This window comes from Apilactobacillus kunkeei (assembly GCF_001421115.1).
GTDB classification, from domain to species: Bacteria; Bacillota; Bacilli; order Lactobacillales; family Lactobacillaceae; genus Apilactobacillus; species Apilactobacillus kunkeei_F.
In genome coordinates this window covers 267340-292575 of the sequence record NZ_JXCW01000001.1, presented here as the reverse complement: position 1 = coordinate 292575, position 25236 = coordinate 267340, and the positions used below count along the sequence as shown (strand labels likewise).

The window sequence follows — 25236 nt, the reverse complement described above, 5'->3', positions numbered from 1 at the left end:
TCCAATTCAACCTTAAGGAAAACTTAAAAAACGATAAATCAAAAGTACAAAAAAAGACCTAGCAAATAGCTAGGTCTTTTTTCGACTATCTTACCTTCTTAACAAAGGTCTTGTTTGAAGTGAAGTATCTGTTGTGTCCTAGGTATAGTCTTGTTAATCCATAGTACTTAACAACCTTAACAACGTGAATCAATTGTCCTTGACGAACTCTTCTGATTACATTGTGCTTGGTGTACTTCTTGCTTGTATGGATCAATGCACCGGTAGGTTTAATTACACGGAATACCATTGGCTTGTTCTTGGTCTTCTTGTTGTCACTGCTCTTAGTAGTCTTAGCAGTATTACCACGGTAATATGCGTCTTGGACCATTTGACCAGCAGTTACTAGACGACCACCGGATACAACATATCTTGGTACACGGTTCTTGTAGTACTTGATACCGATAACCTTGAAGACATGTGCGTTGTATCTTCTTGAGTACTTGTACTTAACAATTCTTGAACTATTAGAGAACTTAGTGATTCTGTGAGTAAAGATGGTCTTAACGTTGTAAATATATCTTGGCATGTGAGCCTTGAATTGACGTTTGTACTCTGCGACGTATGCCTTAGCATATGCAGCTGAGTGGTTCTTGGTAATACTCATTGGAATTGGGCTACGCTTGATTGCGCGGGCACTTCCGTACTTCTTACCAATCTTAGTTTGACGGGCTGTTTCAACCTTGAATCCTTGGTTGTAAGTGTATGCAAATACTTGACCCTTAGTAGCCAATTGCTTAGCAGTTAACTTCTTGTGAGTACGAGCACTTGCTTGAGCTGCCTTAACACCTTGACGGTATCCGTTAAAGGCGTTGACATAAGTCTTACCACCTAATGCATTTAGTTGGGCATTAGTTAATTGAGCCTTAGTCTTAGCCTTCTTCATTGCAGCAAGTGCAATCTTAGCAGCCTTGTAACCATTTACGTAGTAACCAGAATCAGGATTTTGCATTTCGATATTCTTAATTCCATCAGTGAAACCATCACCAGTTTGCTTGTATGCTTGTTCATACGAGTTCTTGTCGGTTCTACTGTTGAAGTTAGTCTTCTTACTGTTGTATAGGTAATCTTCTTGGGCTGGAATATCGTTTGCAGCCTTGTTGTAACCATTGTTGTATGCATTGACGAATGCTGGGTTGGTTTGACTTGGGTTCTTAGGATGTAGTCCCGCACCAGTCTTGTAACCTTCGTAAGCACCGGCAAATACTTGACGGTATGCATCTTGATCTAATCCATCAGGTACTGGAATGTCATTTACGTTATCAAACTTACCGTTTGCTTGAGCAAATGCTTGACCATCACGCAATGCGGCTTGAGCAGAATTGTAACCCAATACATAGTTTGGATCATCTGATTGTTGCTTGTTCCCACTAGTTGCGTCGATAATTCCGGCAACGACTGACTTAGCCTTTTGGTAACCAATCTTTTGTGCAGGATTTGCATTTTCAGGTAGGTTATCATCGCCGTTTACCAAGACATTTTCGTATTGTGCCTTAGCATCTTGGTAACCCTTGTTGTGGTCTAGACTATTTGCGTCAACACCACTTGCTGAGTTTGGCTTGTTGTCATTAAATTCGTTAGAACCATCGGTGAATGAATTCATGGCTTCGGTTAATGCCTTGTCATATGCCTTTTGGTAAATTGGATTATCTTCGCTCTTAGCGTGTTGTCCTGAAGTACCGTTCTTAACATCGTTAAATGCGGCAGCTGCACCACGGTAAGTGTCATCTAGATCATTTTGATCGATATGACTTTGAAGCATTGGATTTTGTTGTGCTAATTCGTAGCCCTTCTTAGCATCGTTAAATCCAGTTGCAAATGAGTTCTTTTCAGCTTGGGTAGTGAATGAAGCCATCTTGTGGTCGTAGTCTTGGCTATCAGTCAAGTATGTCAAAGCACCATCTTGGGTGTTTGATTGACCAGAAGTTAATGCTTTGTCATATGCGGCAACGTAAGCAGGATTATTTGAGTCGTTCCTGTGTTGACCAACTGTATGGTTGGAAACGTCGTTAAAGGCGTTAGCAGCACCGGAGTAGACTTCATCGTAATCACTGCCACTCTTGTGTTGGTCGGCTTGACTTGCATCAACTTGAGCTGCGGCAAATGCAGCTTGGGCATCATTGTAACCCTTGGTGTAATCCTTAACCTTGGCACCAGAACTTGCAAATTGCTTAGTGTCATCACTTAGTGTGTGACCTTGACCAAATGCAGTAGCCCCATTATTTGCGTTAGCCTTACCTTCAGCTAATGCCTTGTTGTAAGCATTTTGGTAAACAAGATCTGCAATTGTTTGACTATGTTCACCTGGATTGCCATCTGCGACATCGTTAAATGCGGCAGCTGCACCAGCATATGCTAGACCAGCATTAGTTGTTTCATCAGCTTTGGCCTTGTCATCAGGATTACCTTGAGCTTCGCTGTATCCATTTGTAGCATCATTGAAACCTACTTGATAAGCTTGCTTGTCAGCATTGGTGTTCAATTGACGAGCTTGCTTTGGACCGTTGGCATCGATAGCACCATCATGAGCTTGTGCGAATGCTTGTTGTGATGCTCTGTTGTAAGCATCAGCGAATGCCTTATTAGAATCGACCTTAGCATTTTGGCCAGGTTCATGGTTGATAATATCACTGAATCCAAGTGAGGAACCACGGTAGACACGATCGTAGTTACTATCGCTAGTATGATCGTTTGCCTTACTGTGGTCGTTTTCAGCATCGGCGTAAGCCTTAGTTGCATCAATGTATCCAGCATTGTAAGCATCGGTTAATGCCTTCTTGCCAGCATATTGAGCAACATTGGTAGATTGTGATGCACCATTAACTGAATCATCGGCACCATTGTTTGCGATGTTGAATGCTTCGTTGAAGGCCTTGTTGTAAGCAGAACCCGCAACATCATTTGTGACATTGTCCTTAACTTGACCAGTTCTGTCGTTTACATCCTTAAATGCCTTAGCAGCATTGGTGTAGACTTGATCAGCATAGGAGTTTGTGTCGTGATGAGCTGCATCCAAGTAGTTAGTTTCAGCAGCAGTGAAACCAATTTGTGCTTCGTTGTAACCAACATTGAATGCATCTCTATCACTTGGCTTAGCTTCCTTAGCAAATGCAGCATCATGGTCATCGTTGTTGAATGCCAATACACCGTTTAGGGCCGATTGCTTAGCTTGTGCCAATGCTTTGTTGTAAGTCAATGTTGCTAGGTTATTGCCACTCTTAGCAGGTGCTAATGGGTCGTTGATGGCATCATTGAAACCAGCAACAGCATTGGTGTAGACAACATCAAAATTACTGTCAGTGGAGTGAGTAGTACCTTGAGTTCTATCGTTTTGAGCTAATTCGTAAGCACTTTGTGCATCGCTTGCACCCTTGTCGTATGCCTTCAACTTACCAGCAGCAGTTGGCTCATTACCAGCGGCGTTTGGTGAGATGAAGTTAGTTGCACCATTCAATGCATCTTGAGTGGCTTCGACTTGAGCCTTAGCGTAAGCACTAGTGTAAACGTCACTTGTGTTTTCCTTTTCATAAACAGCCACACTATCAGTTGAAGCATTTGCACCAGGAGTGCCGTTGATGACATCTGTGAATGCGTTCATTGCACCACGGTATTGTTCATCGTTAACACTGTCTGATGTGTGCTTACCATCGTTTTCACCTGAATCTTGGACGCTCTTGTACACGTAACTGGCATTGTTGTAACCAGTTACGTAAGCATCCTTGTCAGAACCAGCACTGATTTGTTGAGCTTGAGTATCTCTATTCAAACCATTGTTGAAATCAAGTGTTGCTTGATGGATTTGTGCTTGGGCTTCCTTAACGGCACGAGTGTAAGCATTTTGATAAGTTGGTGTTTGGTTATCATTTTGATGTTTACCAACTTCACCGTTAATTGTGTCGGTGAATCCTGCAGCAGCACCGTTGTATGATACATCAGCATTACTGTCTGATGTGTGGTTAACTTGATCATTTCTGTTTTGTTGAGCAAGCTTGTAACCGTCGTCTGAATCTCTGTAACCACGGTCGTATACGTCAATCAAACCTTGGTTACCATTCAATGCAGCGATACCAGTTTGTTCATCGACATTGTTAGCAGCATCAGCGGCACCTTGGTTTTGGTATTTCAAACCAAGTGCGTATGCCTTGTCGTAAGCAGTAGTGTATACAGGATCTGAGCTGATTGAACGACTAGCCTTACCGTTGTTTCCGGCAATATCGTTAAATGCTGCCGCAGCACCGTTGTATGACTTATCGATATTACTGTTTGAAGTATGGTTGAAGTTCTTGCTTGGATCTTGGATAGCTGCAACGTAACCAGTGTAAGCATCGTTGTAACCAGAAGTTACAGCGTTGATTACGGCTTGGTCATTTGAACCATTCAAACCATCAGATATTTGCTTACCAGGAGTGTTACCCAGGATTGCACCTTGGGTTGCGTAAGCAGTTGCTTCGTTTGCAGCCTTAGTGTAAGCGTTTTGGTAAACAGGGTTGGTATCGTTAGCAAATTGACTATTGAACTGGTCACTTGCGACATCATTGAATCCAGCAGCAGCACCCTTGTAAGCTTCATCGTAATCACTTGTTGTGTTGTAATCGATGGTGTTGTTAGGGTTAGTTCTTGCAGCAGCGTAAGCGGCGTTAGCATTGGTTACACCGGTGTTGAACATCTTTTGTGCTGCTTGGTTGTTCTTGTAGACTGCAAGTGCTTGGTTGACTGCGTCATTACCAAGTGGTGCAGTTTGAGCACCCTTACTTGCGATTGTCTTACCTTCGTTCAATGCACGAGCATAAGTTGATGCGTAAACTGGGTTTCCGTTTGTGGCATTCTTTCCGGCTTGGTTGTTGGCAACATCGTTAAATGCTGCGGCAGCACCATTGTATGCTTCATCGGCGTTGCTTTGGCTTGTGTGGTTGCCTTGATCACTTGGGTTGGATTGTGCTTTAGCATAATTTACCTTAGCGTCATTGTAACCAGTGGTGTAAGCAGCCTTTGCAGCTTGGTTGTTACCAAATTGGGTACGACCAAGAGTTGCATCAACGCTCTTGCCAAAGTCAACTGCACCAGTTTGAGCAAACTTGGTAGCTTCTGCGAATGCCTTGTTGTATGCAGCGGTGTAAGCCTTGTTAGTATCTGAAGCCTTACCAGCATCAGATGACTTGTGACTTGCGACAGCGTTGTATGCGTCTGCAGTACCACGGAATGTTTCGTCAAAGTTGCTTTGACTAGTATGAGTGGTATCTGCTGGGTTAGCAGTTGCGGCTGCATAAGCATTCTTAGCATCGTTAAATCCAGTTGTGAATGCACGTTTTGCGGAATCATTTGGTAGGTTCTTCAAGCTATCAGATAATGTTTGACCATTAGAGAATGCTTGAGCACCATCATTGGCATGAGCAACAGCTTCAGCTAATGCCAAGTTGTATGCATTTTGATATACAGAGTTACTGTCGGCGTTCTTACCAGCATTGATGGTGTTGTTTACAACATCATTGAATGCGGCTGCGGCACCACGGTATGTGCTATCAAGGTTGCTAGTTGTACCATGTTCACTTGATTGAGTCATATCGTTTTGAGCAGCTTTATAACCATTATCAGCATCGTTGAATCCAGTTGTGAATGCACTCTTAGCTGCAGTGTTAGCCATGTTCTTAACACCGTCGCTTAGTGCTACGTTAGTTAATCTAGCGTTGGCACCAGCGGTGGCGTTTTGTTGAGCTTCGGATAATGCCTTGTCGTAGACAGCTTTGTAGACAACACTATCGTTATCACGGTGAGCACCTGGGGTATCGTTTGTCACATCGTTAAATGCGGCTGCGGCACCCTTGTAGGCATTGTCACTGTTGGTATCGTTGGTGTGTTGACTAGCTTGACTTGGATCACTTTGAGCTGCTGCGTAGGCAGTTTGAGCATCAGAGTAACCCTTGTTGTACATAGCAGCATTAGAATCCTTAGCAGATGATTGTTTCTTACCATTAGCAAAGGCAATTGCACCCTTCTTGGATTGAGCAATTCCATGGTTCAATGCACGGTCGTACATTGCTTGGAATACTTCTGACTTACCATTCTTAGCAGTAGTGTCACTTTCGTTTCCGTTAACAACATTGTTAAAGGCTGCGACTGCACCACTGTATGCTTGGTCGTAAGCACTATCACTTGAATGAGTTTCACTCATGTTACCTTGTGCTTCAACGTATGCGCTTTGAGCGGCAACATAACCACTAACAATTGCATTACTGTAAGCAACTTGGTTGTGAACGGTGTTAATGACATCGTTAAAGCCAGTTAGCTTACCGAATGCGACAGCACCACGGTTTACATAGTTCTTAGCATCAGCTAATGCCTTGTTGTATGCGGCAGTAAATACTGGATCAGTGTTTCCATTGGTACCTAATGCAGTGTTTCCAACAGCGATTTCATTGAATGCTAGTGAAGCACCATTGAATGTCTTGTCGGCGTTACCACCTGATACATATGAACTAGGTTCAGTTTGGTTAGGATCAGTAACGGCTGCATTGTAAGCACCAGTGGCATCGCTAACACCCTTGTTGTAGATATCTGTATCAGCATTGGTACTTTGAGTAGAAGTTGTGCTATTCAAGTAGTTCAATGCTCCAGTTTGAGCAAGGTTAGTAGCGTAACGGTATACGTTTGAGTATGCAGAATTGTAAACGTTAGTGTTGCTTGAAACCTTTTGTGGTTGGTTATTCAACACGTCGTTAATTGCATCAGTCACACCGTTATATGCTTGAGTGTAATTACCAGCATCTGTGTTGTGGGTTTGCTTATAGTTATTAAATGCATCTTGTTTTGCCTTACTTGCATCATTGTAACCTTGACTAAAGGCAAGTGATTGAATGTCATTGTTAGTTGTGTTGGCGTTACCCATTAGAGCAGAAACAGCACCTAACTTAGAAGCTGCACTACCTAGTTGAGATGCAATTCCATAGACGGCATTGTATACCAATGATTGTGCTGGATTTGTTGGGTTACTGTTGGTAGTTACATTCTTACTACCATCAGCGAAACCATTAACGTTAGCATCAAACGCTGCATTGTATGCATCTTGACTGTATACTGCCTTACTTGGAGTACGAGTACCACTTTGAGCATCGTTCATACCATTTGTTTGGTCAGTAGCCAAGTTGTACCCATCCATGTATGAAACGTTTTGACTATTTGGATCACCTAGACTCATCTTATCTGTATATCCAGATTGAGCTTGGTTGAATCCATAGTTTTCAGCGTTGGATACTTGATCAGTCTTACTTGCACTATCCGGTTGAGTATCACCCGCAGCAAATTCATTAACACCCTTAATTGCAGCGTTAGCAGCAGCTTGTTGTGCCTTCTTATATGCAGCCCAGTAAACTGGTTTAGATGAAGTATCACTTGGGTAATTGTTATTACCTAAAGTACCATCAGCAAATCCGGCATTGGCACCAGCATATGCATCAGTTGCATCGTTGATAGCAGTGTACGCACTTGCGTTTTGGTTGGTGTTGGCATCGTTGTATGCATTGTTAGCAATTTGTTGACCGTATGCATATGCATTTTGATTAGCTTGAGCCCAACTAGTTTGTGAGTTGTTTTGATTAGCTAACTTGTCAATTGAACCAGCTTGGGCCTTGGCTCTTGCTGAGTCGTAAGCAGCATTGTATGCGTCTTGATATGCACGTGATTGACTTGAACTTGTATCGAATAATTGCTTAGTTTGACGAGCAATTCCAGCGAAGTATCCGTCACGAGCACCGTTGAAACCATCTCGGTCATTTGCACTTGCGTTGGTATTTGGATCAGTAGTTGTAGCAGTTGGATTGGTTAAACCGTTAAATGTGGCAATACCATTTCTGGATTCCTTAGCGGCTGCATAACCTAGTTGATATGCCTTAGTTTGACTAGTATCTACGCTTCCACTTGGGTTGCTTAGGTATGCTTGATATCCAGCTTGAGCGTCATTGTAACCCTTTTGTTGAGCAATGCCATCAGCAGAAATTACTGGAGCTTGGGCATCTGCTTGGATGTAAACATTGGCACCGTTGATTGCTGAATTCAAACCACTAGCCTTAGCCAACTTGTATGCATAATCGTATGCATACTTTTGAGGAGCTAATGATGAATCCATTGTAGTACTACTGTTGTAACTACCATCATGGTATCCATCACGGGTTGCTGCATAAGCAGCCTTTTGGGTATCAGTACCAACGTAATCTGTACGACTTGGGTTGTTTGAAGCATCTGAGATACCTAATTGAACATCCTTAGCCATACGAGTACCGGCCTTGTATGATGAATCCTTACCAGTAGTATCGACTAATGCAGTTTGGTTGATCTGGTCATTGAAACCAGCCTTGATGTGATCGTATGCATTAGTGTATGCAATTGATTCTGCATCGTTTTTACCTTGGTCTGCATTGTAAGTTGTATCCTTAACCGCTTGGAAGTCCTTAATTGCTTGAACTGTTTGAGCTCCAGCTTGGCTTCTAGCGTTATTGTATGCAGCTTGGTAAGCAGCGGTTTGTGAAGTAACATTAGCAACATTTCCTAGTTTTCCATCTGAGAATCCAGCTTGAGCCCCGTTAAAGACTTCTGAAGCATCGGAGTTATTGATGAACTTGTTCTTGTTGTTAACGTCATCGTGTGCCCATGCATAAGCACTTTGGGCATTGCTTTGACCGGCATTGTATGCAGCTTGTTGTAAAGTGTTGTAACCACTTGGGTTATTCTTCCCAGCAAGTTGATCCAATGCACCTTGGTTGGCGATTGACTTAGCATCGTTGTATGCGTTGTTGTAAGCATCCTTGTAGGATTGACTTTCTTGACTCAAGTCAGCTGGTTGCTTGTCATCTTGACCGTCTGTGTATCCTGCCTTAGTACCGTTGTAACCATCAGTGTAGGCATTGATGTAGTTTTGATCCTTACCTTCATTAGATAGTTCATCAGCACTCTTGATTGAGTTACCGTTCTTAGCATCTTCAGCACCATCACTAGCACCTGAAAGTGAGTTGAAACCAATTAGGTAAGCACTATCAGTCGAAGCGTTAGTTGACTTGTTGTCCTTAGCGTCTTGCTTACCAGTTTGAGCAGCAGCTGCACCATTGTTTTGAGCATCGTTTGCCAATGTTTGACTACCGAAGTCAGTAGTTCCCTTGGATACGAATTGAGAAGCACCATCGTTTCTTGCATCGTTTGCCATCTTCATAGCGTAGTTGTATGCAGTGACGTAGTCTAATGATGACTTGCTCAAATCACGCTTAGTGTTGGCATTTGCATCATTGTAAGCAGCCTTAGTTGCTTGGTAAGCGTCACTTGAATCCTTAGTGGCATCTTCGTTTTGCTTGTTGAATGCATCTCTGTATCCATTAACAACCTTTTGACCAGCAGCATATGCTTGTTGACTCTTATCATCTTGGTAAGTCAAACCACTTAATGGTTGATCTTTCAATGCTTGAGCATAAGCTGCCTTAGCATTGTTGTAACCATCAATGTCGGCTTGAGTGTCACCAGTAGGTGCAGTCTTACCAGTCATATAATCACTAAACCCTTCGGCATAATGTTGTTTAATTAGTGTTATAGCCGCACTATAAGCGTCCTTGTATACCTGATTACTATTATTAGGATCTGATGGTGAAAGTGTATTAGCTGCATCAGGATTATTATGCAATGCTTGCTTAGCAGCCATTGCTGCTTCAAACGCTGTATTATACATTGGACCAGTTTGTGATTGTTGGATTTCACCGTTAGCAACGTTTTGAGCTGCAGCTAGTGCAGTCAATGCTTGGTTGAATCCAATCTTCTTAGCGCTACTATCATTAGCAGATGGTTGAACATTTAGGTTCAATGAACCATCTGCATTGGTAGCTGCTTGTAATGCTTCTTGATAACCAGCTTCAGCTTCGTTAAATCCTTGTTGTAGCAATTGCTTGGATTGATCGGAGTTAACTGAAGTTTCGTCGGCAGAAGTCTTACCATTTGAGTATTGTGAGCCAAATTGGCTAGCACCATTTTGGTATTGAGTTTGTAGAGCTGAGACAGCCTTATTGTATACGTCTTGGTATGAAACAGACTTGCCTGCTGGTAATCCTGCTGGATTATCTGGGTTGGATGAAACAGCGTTAGCAGCATCCCTGTAAGCTTGTTGTGCATCATTGTATGCGCTTGGTTGCTTAGAAGCACTTGCGTTGTTTTGACCATTGATAGCATCAGCTAGACCATCTTGAGCAGCCTTGGCCATGTCACGACCCAATGTGTATGCGGCAGTAACATTACCTGTGGCTTGCCTGTTGTTTGCAAAATCATCGTGTCCACGTTTTGCATCGTTGTACCCGATGTTTTGGGCAAGTGATTGAATACCTTCATCAGTTGATGGTTGGTTACCACTTTCGTAGTTCTTAGCACCTTCCATCGCTTGAGCGCCACCATTGTTCCATGCTAATTGATATACATAGTTGTAAGCAGCGGCTTGAGCTGGATTAATTGGGTTACTGTGTTCTTTATCTCCACTAGCACCGTCTTTGTATCCGTTAACTGAAGCGTAGTATCCGTTAACAGCGGCATTGTATGCGGCAACTTGGGCTGGAGTCTTAGAACCGTCCTTACCATAGTCGGTAATTGAACCGTTGGCATTAGCGTCAGCCACACCTTGTTTAACTTGGTCTGACATTGCTTTACCAGCTAAGTATGAAGCATCTTGGTTATTAGGATCAATGGTTTGAGGGTTAGCGTTGGCATCATTGAAACCTTTTCGCATTTGGTTGTAACCATTTGATCTAGCAACACTCAATGCATCTTGACCAGAACTTGCCCCATTAATGTTACCTGCTTCGAAATCAGATTGACCTTGTTTTGCAGCTGCGACTGCTTCGGCCTTAGCCTTATTGTAGGCATCCTTAAACAATTGTGACTTGCCGTTTAGGATACTGTCATCATTTGAACCAGTAGTTCCTGAAGCAAATCCAGCCTTAGCACCGTCGAACGCTTCAGAAGCATCAGAGCCGCTTGGATATGAGTTCTTAGCACTAATATTGGCCTTAGTTGCGTTGTATGCTGATGTGGCATTTTGTTGACCTGCAGCATAAGCAGCCTTTTGTGGAGCACTCCAGTTACTTTGATCTGACTTATTGCCAGTCATTGCATCGTCAGCACCTTGGTTGGCGATTTCTTTGGCCTTGTCGTATGCCTTCTTGAATGAGTCAATGTATGCTGGTGACTTACCAGTCATATCAGGTAAACCAGCACCGTTTGGTCCTGCTAGGTAACCAGCTTGGGCACCATCGTAGGCATCCTTTTGAGTTTGACTAGCGTTTGAATCCAATTGACCGCCGTTTTCATAAGCATCATAACCGTTCATACTGTTTGAGTATGAATTGTAACCGGCCATGAATTCCTTGTTAGCCTTTTGATCAGCTGCAGGAGTTGCACCGTTAGCTGCGCCATCATGACCTGCCTTAGCATCGTCATAACCTTGGGCCTTAGATTGTTCAATTTGAGTAGTACCTGTTGGTCTGCTTTGACCTGATAGGTATTGTTGTGCCCCAATTGATCTTGAGTTTTGGGCTTCGTTAACAGCCTTGTCGTAAGCTTGGATGTAATCGAATGACTTACCAGCTGCCTTCAATTGAGCATCTGTTTGAATTGTGCCACCTGCAGTCATTGCAGCTTTGACACCGTCGGAAGCACCGTTGTAACCATCAACTTGGTGTTGGTTTTGACTTCCGGCGCTAGCTTGGTTATTCATGGCATTAATGTATCCGTTGTATACAAGTTGTCCTTGGTTGAAACCAGCTTGAACACCACTTGTAGAGTTGGATGCCATTGTTGAACCTTGCATTGCTGTAACGTATCCAGTTTTAGCATCGTTGTATCCTTGTGTTAATTCACTAGGTACGTTTGATTGAGTAGCTTGACCACTTAGGTATTGTGTAATACCTGATTGGTAGTTAGCCTTCATTTGATCCACAGTTGCCTTGTAGGCGTTAGTGTATGGAGCGGTTGAAGAGTTGCTATCGCTGGCAGCTACAATATCTGAGATATCTGGGTTAGCATCGAATGCTTCCTTAGCAACATTTGCAGCAGCTAAAGCCTTTTGGTAAATTGCGTCATTATTTCCCGCATCACCGGTAGTGTTTCCATTAGCTACTTGGTTAGCAGCCTTCAATACAAGTTGTCCTTCATTGAAACCAGCTTGTTGAACTGGGTTGTCTGATGAACTTGCACCACCATTTAAGTTATTACCATTAATGGATTCGTTGTAACCACTTAGCATGTCATTAAATCCTTGGTTAACCAATGTTTGTGCTTGAGTTGAAGCAACACCACTTAAGTTAGCTGAGTTGTTTCCATTTGCGTATTGGTTAACGAATTGGTTTTGACCCGCAACGTATTGACCTTGTAGGTAAGTCTTAGCTGCATTGTATGAATCGTTGTATGCAGTTGACTTATTAGCAAATGCTTGAGCTGAAGTATCTTGTGGATGAGCAGTTACATAGTTAAATGCATCTGTGTATGCAGTTTGAGCATCCCCATATGCAGTAGCGTCTAATGCGGTACCTTGACCACTGTTAGTTGCATTTTGTGCATCGGCTAAACCACTAGCAGCTGACTTAGCAGCATTGTAACCAGTCATGTAAGCAGCTGTTGATAATTGAGCTGCCTTGTTTGCAGCAAAGTCATCATGACCACTCTTAGCTTGGTTGTAACCAGCTAATGTAGCAACTGAATTGTAGTCACTACCACTTGCTGGTTTACCAGTGTTTTGAACGAATGCTTGCGCACCGTTTGAAGCACTAGTTAAAGCTGTTGATTGGGCTTGACCATATGAATCCAAGTAAACCTTGGTTTGAGCAGCATCGCTTGAACTTGGAGTTTGACCGGTAGTTGTACCGTTAATAACATCTTTGAATCCTGCGATAGTTGCGTTAAATGCTGCAACTTCAGCGGATGATCCTGATGCAGTTGCATTAGGATTTTCGATTGCGGCATTGATTCCGTTAGCTCTATCGATTGCCATTTGAACACCGGCAGTGTATGCAACGTTGGTGTTAGTACTGTCAGCAGTTCCACCAATTTGAGCAGCATAACCTTCACTAGCGTTATTGTAACCATTATATAGTGCTTGGTTAGTAGCGTCAGTTTGACTTTGTTTGCTGGTATCGTCAGCATTCTTGGCGAAGTCAGCTACACCATTTGAAACATTGGCACCAGCTTCTGCTTGAGCCTTGTTGTAAGCGGCTGTGTAGACTGGATCGTTTGATGCTGGTGTACCATTTCCAGTGATTCCGGCTACGAAACCATCGTGAGCACCATTGAAGGTATTGTATGAATCGGTTCCGGCAGTGTATGGGTTGATGTTTGAAACAGATAAGTCTGACTTAGCTTGGTTGTAACCAGTGACTGCGTTATTTTTACCTGTTTGATATGCATCCAATTGTTTTGCTTTGAATTGAGAAGTATCAGTTGTTGGATTGGTTGTTAATGCATCGATTGCACCTTGAGTTGCCTTAGCTTTGGCATCTTGGTATGCAAGGTCGTACGCAACACGTGATGATGGGAAGACTTCATTGTTAGTGTATTGATTAGTTCCGTTCTTACCATCTCTGTATCCATCAATTGCCCCTTCGTAACCACGTTGTTGTTCCTTGTAAGGAGCATTGTATGAAGCAGTATCTGAGGTTGCATTTTGAGCATCGTTGTAACCAATTACAGCATCAACATAAGCATAGAAACCTCTCATGAATGATGAGTTGTTCTTTTGATCATCTGTTAAACCGGTTGTGTCCTTGCTTTGATGACTCTTAGCGTATTCAAAACCTTGGGAAGCATAGTTGTATCCTTCCATAATCTTGGAATATTGGCTGTTTGATTTATCAGGAGTTTGTCCTCTTACGAAGTTAGTTGAACCTGTTAGAACAGCGTTCTTAACGTCATCGTAAGCCTTAGCGTATGCTTTTCTGTATGCCAAACTAGTTTGTGCTAATTGTGCATCAGTTTGCTTAGAACCAGAAATTGCATCCTTGTATCCGGCGGTAGCACCACTATTAGCATCATTTTGAACTGAATCGGCTGTTGGGGTTGTGTTGTTTTGCATTGCGGCGTTGTAACCAGACAATGCTCTTTGTCCTACTGCTAGACCTTGTTGAGCACCGGAAGTAACGTATCCATATGCATTAGTATCTGGATAGTTAGGACCGTTTAATGCGTTATCGAAACCATTGTTGGCATCATTGAAACCAGCGGTGTATTCAGTTGAGGAGTTAGCTGGAAGTGGTTGACCACTTAGAAGTTGTTGCACCCCATTTGAGTATTCAGTTGAAAGGCTGTAAACAGTAGCACTGTATGATTGTGAATAAACTGGGTTTAAGGCATTGGCATCAGTTGATGGTACCTTACTTGAAATATCTGGGTTCATATCAAATGCAGTCTTAGCAGCCACGGCTGCAGCGAATGCCTTTTGGTATGAAGCATCGTTGTTTCCAGAATCTGGAGTGGTTTGACCACCAGTCACTTCGTTTACGGCATTGATTGCTTGTTGTCCTTCAGCAAAACCAGCTGTGGCAGCGCTAGTTGATAGTGATGGAGTGTTTGCTCCACTCATACCATCCTTGAATCCTTTAACGGCTTCATTGAAACCTTGGTTGATAGCACTGATGCCTTGAGTTGACTTAGCAGAACTAGTGTCAGCTTGAGTAGTTCCAGCTGCGTACTTGTTCAAGAATTGTTGTTTACCAGCATTGTATTGAGCATTTAGATCTTGCTTAGCTTGGTTGTATGCATATTGGTAAGCTGGAGTGTTGTTAGTTTGAGTAACAGATGTATCATCTGGGTTACTTGCAAGAGCTGTGCTTGCGTCATTGTAAGCAGTTTGAGCATCGTTATATGAATTCAAATCACTAATAGTGCTTTGTGAATTCTTATTGCCCGCTTCCGCTTCTGACAAACCAATCTTAGCAGCGTTTACAGCTTGGTAACCTGTCTTGTATGATGCGTTGTTACTGTTATTTTGGTTTTTTAGTCCATCGGCAAAACCAGTTTGTGCTTTAGCATAACCAATTTGTTTAGCTTGAGCAATTAAACTGTTACCTTGAGGAATGCTTGTGTTATTTACATAAGCATTAGCACCGCTTCTAGCATCTTGAGAACCTTGCTTCTTGGCTTGCTTATATGCGTCATTGTATACGTGAGCTTGCGCTGGATCAGCTGGTTGAATGTTATCACTGGTGCCATTTGCACCATCTTTGTAACCAGCGATGAAACCAAGGTATGCTGCCTTTTGAGACACACTTCCTTTGTATGAGTTACCTTGAGTTGGATCAAAGTTAGCATCATCGATACCACTGTACTTATCCTTATCCATTTGGGCACCGGCTTGGTATGAAGGATCAGTATTGGAACGACTTGCCCCACTAGTCTCTTGATCATTGTAACCTAGTTGTGCTGCTTGGTAACCGTGACTTTCAGCGTTACCTAAAGCATCAGTTGCCCCTGACTTAGTGTTATTGCTATTTGCAGCAAAATCAGCAACCCCTTGCTTAGCAGCGGCCATTGCGGCAGCTTTCGCCTTGTTGTAAGAGGCTTGGTATTCAGCTGGTTGTTTTGAAATGTCACGGGTTGCACCAACTGTTCCATCGGCGAATCCAGCCTTAGCACCATTGAAGGTATTAAACATGTTAGTGCCATTGTTGCTTGGTTGAGTTGCGTTGATGTTAGCTTGTGCTTCATTGTAACCGTTTTGGGCATTTTGAACACCAGTGTCGTAAGCCATTTGTTGTTCAGGGTTCCAAGTTGAGTAGGCGGCTGGCTTGTTACCACTAAATGCGTTTTGAGCACCTAAGTTAGCCTTAGCTACCGCATCGTTGTAAGCATCTTGTTGAGCTGCGCTGTATGAGTTGGATTGAGTATCTGCACCCTTGTTGTCAGAAGGCTTGCTTGAAAGGGTATTTCCGGCATTGGCACCTTCTAGGTAACCATCCTTAGTACCGTAGTAAGCGTTCTTGGCATCTCCATTTAATCCTGAGTCATCCTTGTTACCTGGAGCAACTGCGGCATTTGAACCACTAGCTGTGGCGACCCCTTGGTTGAATCCAGTTACGTAAGGTTTATCAGTATTAGTTGGTTGAACAGAACTTGAAGTTTGACCTGCTTGTTTACCATCTGAGAAACCACTAGCAGCGGTGTTTACACCGGTTGCGTAGTTTCCATCTGATTGCTTAACTTGTTGATCAACAGTTCCCTTGGTGTAGTCATTTGCACCGGCTTGTTGACGACCAGAAGCATTACCTTGGTTGTAGGCGTTTTGGTAAATTGCGTTGTCGCCTTCAGTTGTTTGGTTAGCATTCTTGTTTGTTGAATCACCCTTAGTGCTTGCAGCACCGTCTTTGTAACCATCAACGGCACCTTTGTAACCTGATTGGTATGCACTAGCGTTAACGCTGTTTTGACGAGAAGCAGGTACTGAAGTATCGCTTGAAGTGTTTGGATCGTTCTTAACAGCATTGATACCATCGTTAGCACCGACTTCTTGTGAGTATGTCACTGCGTATAGAGGTGATGTGTTAGTTGTGTTTCTAGTGTTAGTTTGAGCATCGACTAAGGCACCCATAGTGTCCTTGTAGCCAGGTTCGGCGTTAGCATTGATGTCTCGCTTACCAGCTAGGAAGTCGTTCATAGCGTCTTGGTAACCCTTTTGAACGGACTTAGCCATGTCATATCCAGCCTTGGCATTTGGATTAGTTGGTTCGCTTGTTGGGTTTGTGCTTAGTCCTTGCTTAAATCCGGCAGTAGCATCGTTGTAGGCTTGTAGGTATACAGCTTGGTTAGCAACTGTTGATTGACTGCTTGGATTTGCGACTAGACCATCCTTAAAGTCTGATAGACCTTCTTCACTAGCAATGATGGCATCATTTCCGGCCTTGTTGTAAGCCATTACGTATGCTGCAGTGTGGCTTGAATCAACGGCAATTGGAGCAAATGTACCATTTTGTTTTACTGAAGCAATTACGTCAGCAACACCCTTGTAAGTGTCTGAATTAGAATCACTTGCACTTGGTGAAGCTTTACCTTCAGCTTCTTGGTAGTCGGCCTTAGCTTGTTGACCAACTGTGTATCCACGTTCGTATTCCTTAGAAATGTTGGCATTGTTAGCACCACTAATTCCATCGGAGTAACCTGTTTGGGCATCAGTATAACCAGTTTCATAGTTATTGTCTTCTGCACCCATTGAGCTACCATTCAAGAAGTCGGTTGCACCGATTTCTTTTCTACCAACAGCATTACCTTGATTGTAACCTGCTTGGTAAGCTGGGTTGTTCTTTTCAGGAGAAGCATCTTTGTTAGCAGTTGATCCTTGAGTGCTTGCGTTACCGTCATGGTAACCATCTAGGACTGCGTTATATCCTGTCTTGTATGAACTATCACTTGAGACTTGGTTATTATTAACCGCATCGTTTGGTCCAAGTTTTTTAGCATTTGAAGCAGGCTGGGTCAACTTAGTCATGGCATCGTTGATACCCAATTGTTGAGAAGAAACAATTGAATAAACAGCTGAAGTGCTTTGCTTGTTAACTTGGTTGTTATTAGCATCAATAATTGCTTGGACTGCATCCTTGTAACCAACTAATTCTGGATGTGCATTAGGGTTTAGGCTACCTGATTGAGCATCTGATAATGCCTTTTGGTATCCAGCTGAATATGTTTGGGCAGCTTGAATTCCGGCGGTTTGACTTGCATTGGCACCGGTAGCATTTGGATTAGTTAATCCGGCTTGGAAACCAATTTGAGCATCTTTGTAAGCTTGATCGTAAATCTTTTGAGGTTCACTGTATGGAAGAGTTGCATGCCCTTGACCACCGATAAAGTCATTAGTACCTTGAGTAGCACTTGCTCTTGCTTGACTCAATGCAGTGTTGTAAGCGTTAGCGTATTCAGCATTGACACTATCACTAACTTGCTTATCAGCAATTGCATTCTTAGCTGCATCGGTAGTTGCGTTGTTGTAGTCATCTAACGCTTGCTTTGCACCAGCGTATGTTTGACTACCGTCTGAAGCTTGGTCATTTACCGCCTTAACATAGCTATCGTGCTTGTTAGCACCAGCATCGTATCCAGCAATATATGACTTGGACTTGCCAGCTTCCATTTGAGTTTGTTGACTAGGTCCGTTAATTAAACCATCTTGGTACCCAGATTTAGCAATGTTGTAACCATCAATGTATTCATCGTTAGTGGATTCTTGAGGCTTACCATTGACAAAATCGTTTGCACCGATGTTAGTTTGGTTAGTCTGTCTTGATAACTTGAATGCATTCTCACTTAAGTCGTTATCTTGACTCGCTGGAATTGATTGTTGGTTATATTGGTAATAAGCACCTTGGTAGATAGCCTTGTATGCTTCTGTTTGTCCATTATCGTATCCAGATGGAATGGTTAGATTATTAATATCAACCTTAGTTCCATTATCATAGTCATCCTTAGCTTGCTTCAAAGCAGCTTGAGCGGCTACATAACCCTTGTAGGCAGTGGTAGTATTATCTGCTGGTTGACTTGAAGCCATTGCACCAGTGTAGATATTCTTACCATATACATAACCTGTACTTTGGGCATTTTCACTTGGTTTAGCATTATTAGCCTTAAATGCTGTCAATAATCCAGATTTAGCCTTATCCCAACCATTTTGGTAAGCAAAACCATCAAGGTTGTTTGGATTATTTGGATCGGTTCTACCTATACCATTAACAAATCCGATTGCACCATTGGTGTATGAAGTAACAGCATCTTGAGCAGCAATGTAGTAAACCTTCTTGTATAGGCTAGACTTACTATCTGCAGGTGTCTTAGATACTCCATTGTTCTTAACATCATTAAAGGCATCAAAGACAGCTTGGGTAACATCATCGATCGCTGCAGTTGCAGGATTTGATTGGTTATTAGCATTTTGGAATGATTGAGCTTGGGCTTTACCTTCTGCTAGACCGGATTGGAATGCGGGACCATTGGTAATAAAGCCTTGGTTCTTGTAGTTAGTCATATCTGCATCTGAAGTAGATCCAGTAATTCCGGCTTGGAATCCTAGTGCCTTATTCAAGTAACCTTCACTGTAAGCTGGTGTCTTATCATATTTGAATGCACCAGTGTATGGAGTTTGGTTATCAAAATCGCTTTGACCATTGTTGTATTCAGTTTGTAGTGAGTTGAATAGTAGGTTGTAGAAAGCGTTGTAAACAATACTATCTTTCTCCAAGTCACTTTGGTTTTGACCAGTACCACGTAGCATGTCATTGTAAGCATCGATTACAGCATTGCTTGCATCGTTGTTAGCGTAGGTGCTAGTTGGCAAACTAGTGTCGTTTTTAACATGAGTTGCTGTTGAGATGTTAGCAGTTGCATTGATTGCTGCTTGGTAAGTTGATTGACCTAGTTGGTAACCATTTTGGTATTGTGGTGAGTTACTGTTACTTGAACCTGATAGTCCGTCTTGGAAACCAGCAAGGATTGCGTTAATAACAGCGTAGTAGGCTAATGTCTTACCACCCTTATCTTGTGGTGTAGTAGCTGCAGTTACTCGACCATATACCAAGTCGTTGTATGCTTGTGTACCTAGTTGTTGACCAATTGACAATGCTTGGTTGTAAGCCAACTTGTAGATTTTGCTCTTGTTTGTAAGAGTAGTTGTTGTTTGTTGTGAATTTGGATTGTATGCACCATCACTGTAACCTTGAACGGTCGCGTTAAATGCATCGTCAGAATCTGAGTTAGCTGAAATGTTAGCTGGTTCTGAACTTGCATCTGTGTTGGCTGCATTAACCCCTGCTTGGAAGTTTTGGTATTGAGTTAAACCAGCTTTGTATCCAGCTGAATTGACGTTAGCACCATTTTGAGCAGTCTTTTGGTTGAACCCATCACTTGCATCGTTGTATCCAGCAACACCAAATCCATTGGTTGGGCTAGCATTACCCTTTAGGTATGCATTATATCCATCGGCATATTCCTTGCTACCACGAGCATCGATGAATTGACGTAATGCTTGGTATAGTGGTGCAGTTGTGTCGTTGGTTGCGTTGTAGGTAGTTCCTTGAAGGTTTGCCAAAGAACCGTAGAATGCGTCTACGGCAGCTCCATATGCAACTGTTGGATTATTTTGTGATGTGATGTTCTTTCCTTGAGCATCAAGTACTAGGAACGCTTGCTTTGCACCAACGGTTTGGGCATTAAATGCATAGTAACCAATTGCAGTTGCACCAGCAGTGTCAGCTGTGTAGGTTCCAGCATCTTCGATTCCTAAATCTTTGTTAGTCTTGCCTAAGTTAGTTAATGCAGTGTTCAAACCTGCGCTAGCGGCGTTAAAACCAGCAGCGTAGTTATTTTGGTAAGCAGCGGTTTGACCAGATGGAGTGCTTAGCTTTTGGTTGTTAGCAAAAGCGTTGGCACCATCGATGTAACCTTGGGCGTCCTTTTGAGCTTGAACGTCTGCCGCATACTTCTTAAGACCAGCATTAAAACCAATTACATAAGAGTGATCAGTACTTGTAGTAGTTGGGTTTTGAGTAACTTGCGATTGACTGTATGCATCGTTGTAACCTTGAGTAGCAGCGGTAATACCATCTGCATACTTGGAGTCACTAGTTTGCACACTTGTATTAATTGAATTATTTACATAGTCATTAGCACCGGCAGTACGACGACCTTCATCCATACCGTATTGGTAACCAGAGTTGTAGATAGCTGGTTGAGTGGTGTCCTTGTTGGTTGATGCTGGGTAAGTTCCAGCGGAACCATCTTTATAACCATCAACGGCAGCTTGGTAACCAATCTTGTATGAACTTGGTTCACCACTTTGGTTAGCTGCGCTGTCACTAGGGGTATGACTAGCACTAGCATTAGCTAGGACTGCTGCAAGACCGTCTTTTTGACCTTGGGTAAATGCAGATTGTGCTTGGTTGTATGCATTACGGTAAGTAGTTGCACGAATAGAGTTATCTGTTTGTGCGTATGCTTGTGGTAATCCATTCTTGAAGTCACTAATTGCGTTTGCAGAAGCAATAGGTCCAATTGCATTAATGTAACCAGCTAATTGAAGTTGGTTTAGACCTGTTTCTGGTTTACCTAATAGAGCTTGGTATGCACCAAACTTAGCTTGTTTGTATACCATTTGATCAATTGCACTACCGTCTGGGTTCTTTTGAGTAGTCCCGCTCAATTGGCTTGGATCACTAGATTTAGCTTCACTGATTTTTGTGACATCTTTACCAGATACTGAGGCAACGGCTGCTTGAACAGCGTTGAATCCAGCTTGAGCTGAGTAGTATCCAGCAATTCCTGCAGGTGGAATTGGAATATCAGCAGATGGGGTTGCAGGTGGTAAGGTCTTTGACTTAGCACCATTTACCAATGATTTACCAATCAAGAAACCATTTGTTTCAGGACGGTTTGAGTTAGCATCTGGATTATCTGCAGTCGAATCAGGCATAGTAATAGCGTTATTGAAACCAATTACGGCTGATAGGTATGCTGCTGCAGCGTTCGGATCATTTTTAATACTATTCCAGCCTGAACCATTAAAACTACCAATAGTAAATGAACTACCAGCCTTTTCATCGGTCTTAAATGCATCAATGGCCTTCTTATCAGCAAGACCAATTTGAATACCAATTGCTGGGAATCCATCTAAGTTAAGATCCTTATTTGAATCAAATGAAGTCTTACCATTTTGACCAGTTAGAGTGTATAGGTAGTCAGTAGCACCCTTCAAATAACTTGGGTTCTTGTATTGACCGTAATTTTTTTCGTTTCTAGCGGCAGTTAACCCGGCACGGTATGCTGCTTCTTGGTAACCCTTGATGAATGCATCTGGGTTAGCTGAGTTGTTATAACTAGCTAATTGAGTATAGTCAGCATCTGGGTTATTAGGGTCGAATGCGGCATAACCAGCTACGGCACCATCGTATCCACTCAAGTAGTCAGCACTTGTTTGAACATTGAATGTACGACCGGCCTTAGCATTACCATTACCATTGATGGAGTCATTGATACCATCGGTAGTACCCTGGTTAGTTTGACCGACGTTACCTTGACTAGTTTGCATAGTTCCGTTGCTGTCGTACTTAACCTTACCGTTACTGTCCTTGTTATAACCTTCGGTGGTATTTGTGTATGTTGTACCATCGGTAGCTTGAACAACAGAACTGATTCCGTAGGTAAGTCTCATTCCTGTGAATAAGTTTTTTACCAATGTCTTTGGAATGTTAAATGTGATTGGTACAACTTGTCCATCTTGGTAGTTAGATGGTAGTACCTTAGTGTCTGAGTATTGATTTGGATCGGCTGGAGCATTACTGTTTGTAATTGTTGAGTTTGTAGATGGGTTATTAATTAATCTGCTTGGTAATCTGACGATTGATGAACTACCACCTACATATACACCTACGTAGATTGGACCATTTGATGGATCGTACTTAGAAACCTTAGCGTAAGCAGTTACGGTGGCTGTTCCATCGGAATTCATGGTCTTATTAAGTGGCCCAACGAATGAAACTGATGGAACGTCACCAATTTCTAGTCTGTTAGGGTCACTAATCGTTCCAGAAACACTGTTTCCAGAGCTATCAACACCTGTGTAGTTAGTTGAACCTGAAGGCAAGTTAAAGTAGTAGAACAACTTATTATCAACGGATACGGTGTATGCACTGATAGCGTTGTTACTAAATGCTCCGGTATTTGGATTCTTCGCTAAAACAACGTGGCTGGCACCAACGTTATTAATGTTTAAGTTACCGTAGAATGGTAACATTCTTTGACCAGTACTATCGGTAGCAACAATTAAGTTCCCACGGTTACCAACGTTCATTGATCCACCAGCAGCAAAGTTGATAATACCGTTGTATGCTGCAGCTTGTCCTGGGTTGTTAGTTAATTTAATTTGAATTAGACCACCGTTTAAGACGTTAACGTTTGTATTGGCTTTAAAGTCAAATACTTGGTTGTATACGCCCGGTTGCATCGAATCAACAACATAGTTAATGGCACCACCATTAACGTTAATTGTGGTTGCACCCGCGGTCGCAATACCACCACCAGCGTAATTTCCACCCCCGGCTTGTGAATAACTTGGAATAATGTTCAAAACGGCATCCTTATTAACGTTTAGTTGGCCACCACCAGAGAAGAAGATTCCCCAGTCACCACCGTCATAAGTACTTTGACCGTTATTTTGGCCGCGTGGAATCAAAGTCATCTTAGAACCTTGTCCTAAGGTAACATTACCGTTAGCGTTAATTAGAGTAGCACCAGTTGATCTAGCAACTGTACCAAAGTAGTTAGCATTTGGTTCTAGAATGAAGTTGTTAATTTCAAGGTTTTCTTGATTACCTCCACCTTCAACGATAACTCCGTTAGAACCTACCCATGGAGAGTAGTATGTTGGGTTGGAAGTATCTTGAGGTACCAAAACGTTAACGTTACCGGCAAAATAGGTATCGTTGTTAGTGGCACTCAATAATTGAGAACCAATGTAGTTGATGTTCTTGTAGTGTAGGGTTTGATTACTGCTTGCAGGCGCAAATGGACCGTAGTAGTTGTATCCATAAAGTGCTTGAATGTTTTGAATATTGATTTGAGAAGCAGTATTAACTCTGTATGAAACACCGTGCATATCCAACATGTGGAATTGACCATCAACTGTGAATGGACCAGGATTACCGTTGTAAGTGTTGTTATTTTCACCAGCAAATGGTGCACCGGTAAAGTCCACATCAGCAGCTAACTTAACTGTCTTAATGTTCCCTGGAGTGTTACCCCCAGTTGAGTAGTTAGCTTGACCGTTAGTCATTACAGCATCAAATTGGTTAGAGTTGGTAACATAAGCTATCCCTTGATTGATGTTATTTACAACATCGTTAAAACCTGTTACGTATGCTGAACCATATTGAGATGAAGTAATTGCCTTTGGCAAGTTATTCTTTAGATAGTTGTTCTTGCTGTCATATTGTGCCTTGATAGCATCCTTAGCACCAATATATGCCAGGTCATATGGATTTTGCGAGTTGTGTAAGTCGGTATTTCCATTGTCATAAAAGTCATATGATGTTGTGGTTCCGTCACCTCTAACACCTGTCCACTTACCAGCTTCGGCATCAGCATAACCTTGTTGAGTCAATGCGTATGTGACCCCTTGATCAAAAGCAGATAGTAGTCCCGATTTTTGGGCGTACTTGTTCCTATCATTGGTGATTAAAACATCATTTGCGGCTGGAACGTTGATTGTAAAGCCATTAGTGAATTGCACACTATGGTTGTTAACACTATTCAGCTTGGCTAAAAGTGCGTTTTGATACTTTTGAGCAGAAGAGTATCCAGCTTTAGTATCATCCGCACCACCCTGGTTAGGGTTACTTGGGGTGTTGTAGCTTAATGGCGTACCATCTGTTGGCGCGTTTGTGTATGAAGTGTTATTACCCGATCCAGTATCTTGATTAGTAGTATTATTAACACCACCACTGTCACCTTTAGCACCATCTGAGGTGTTACCAGTGTAACCCTGTGGTTTATTTGGTGTATTACCATAGTATGTTGTATCTTGCGTACCTGTACCTTGACCCTTAGTATCAGTGTTGTATGCGTTCATTGCACTAAGAGCACCAGCATACCCAGCTTGGTAGTAGTCTTGGGCTTGACCACTATAGTTAACTGCGTTATTTCCCTTGTTGTTGTAAGCATCAGAAGCACCTTGGCTAATTTGTTGACTGAATTGCGCTGAGTTATCAGTATTATCAGTGGTGCTTGATGAACTATCTCCATCACGGTTAGTTAATTGATAATTGCTGTCATCTTGTTGACTATTATTAGAGTAAGACTGATTTGGGGCAGACTGGTCCCCTGAATCATTAGAATTATTATTATCTGAACTACCGTCAGAATTAGAATTACTTTGATTATTATTGGCTGATTGAACCACTTGTTGTGAGTTGTCATCGGCCTTAGCAGAAACGCTGTTCATGCCATAAGCCGATGCACCCAAAACAGATAAAGTCGCAATGGATACTACTACCCATTGTTTCTTTACTTTTTTCATGATCTTTTTATCATTAGATTTTATGAATTGATTTTTATTATATTGCATACATATCGCCCCTCTTGTCACGATTTTTATGTACCTATACAAGGTGTGTAATTATCCTAATCTTAATTTAACACTATTCTACACTTATGTTCATA

General features: G+C 42.3%; 1 protein-coding gene. It reads right to left on the bottom strand.

The window, feature by feature from the left end; translation table 11 throughout:
• Positions 1-85 precede the first annotated feature (85 nt).
• The gene (locus RZ55_RS01060; RefSeq protein ID WP_057175532.1) at positions 86-25141 is read right to left on the bottom strand and encodes a DUF5776 domain-containing protein; all 25056 of its coding nucleotides are present in this window, start codon (positions 25139-25141) and stop codon (positions 86-88) included.
• Between the last annotated feature and the right edge of the window lie 95 nt (positions 25142-25236).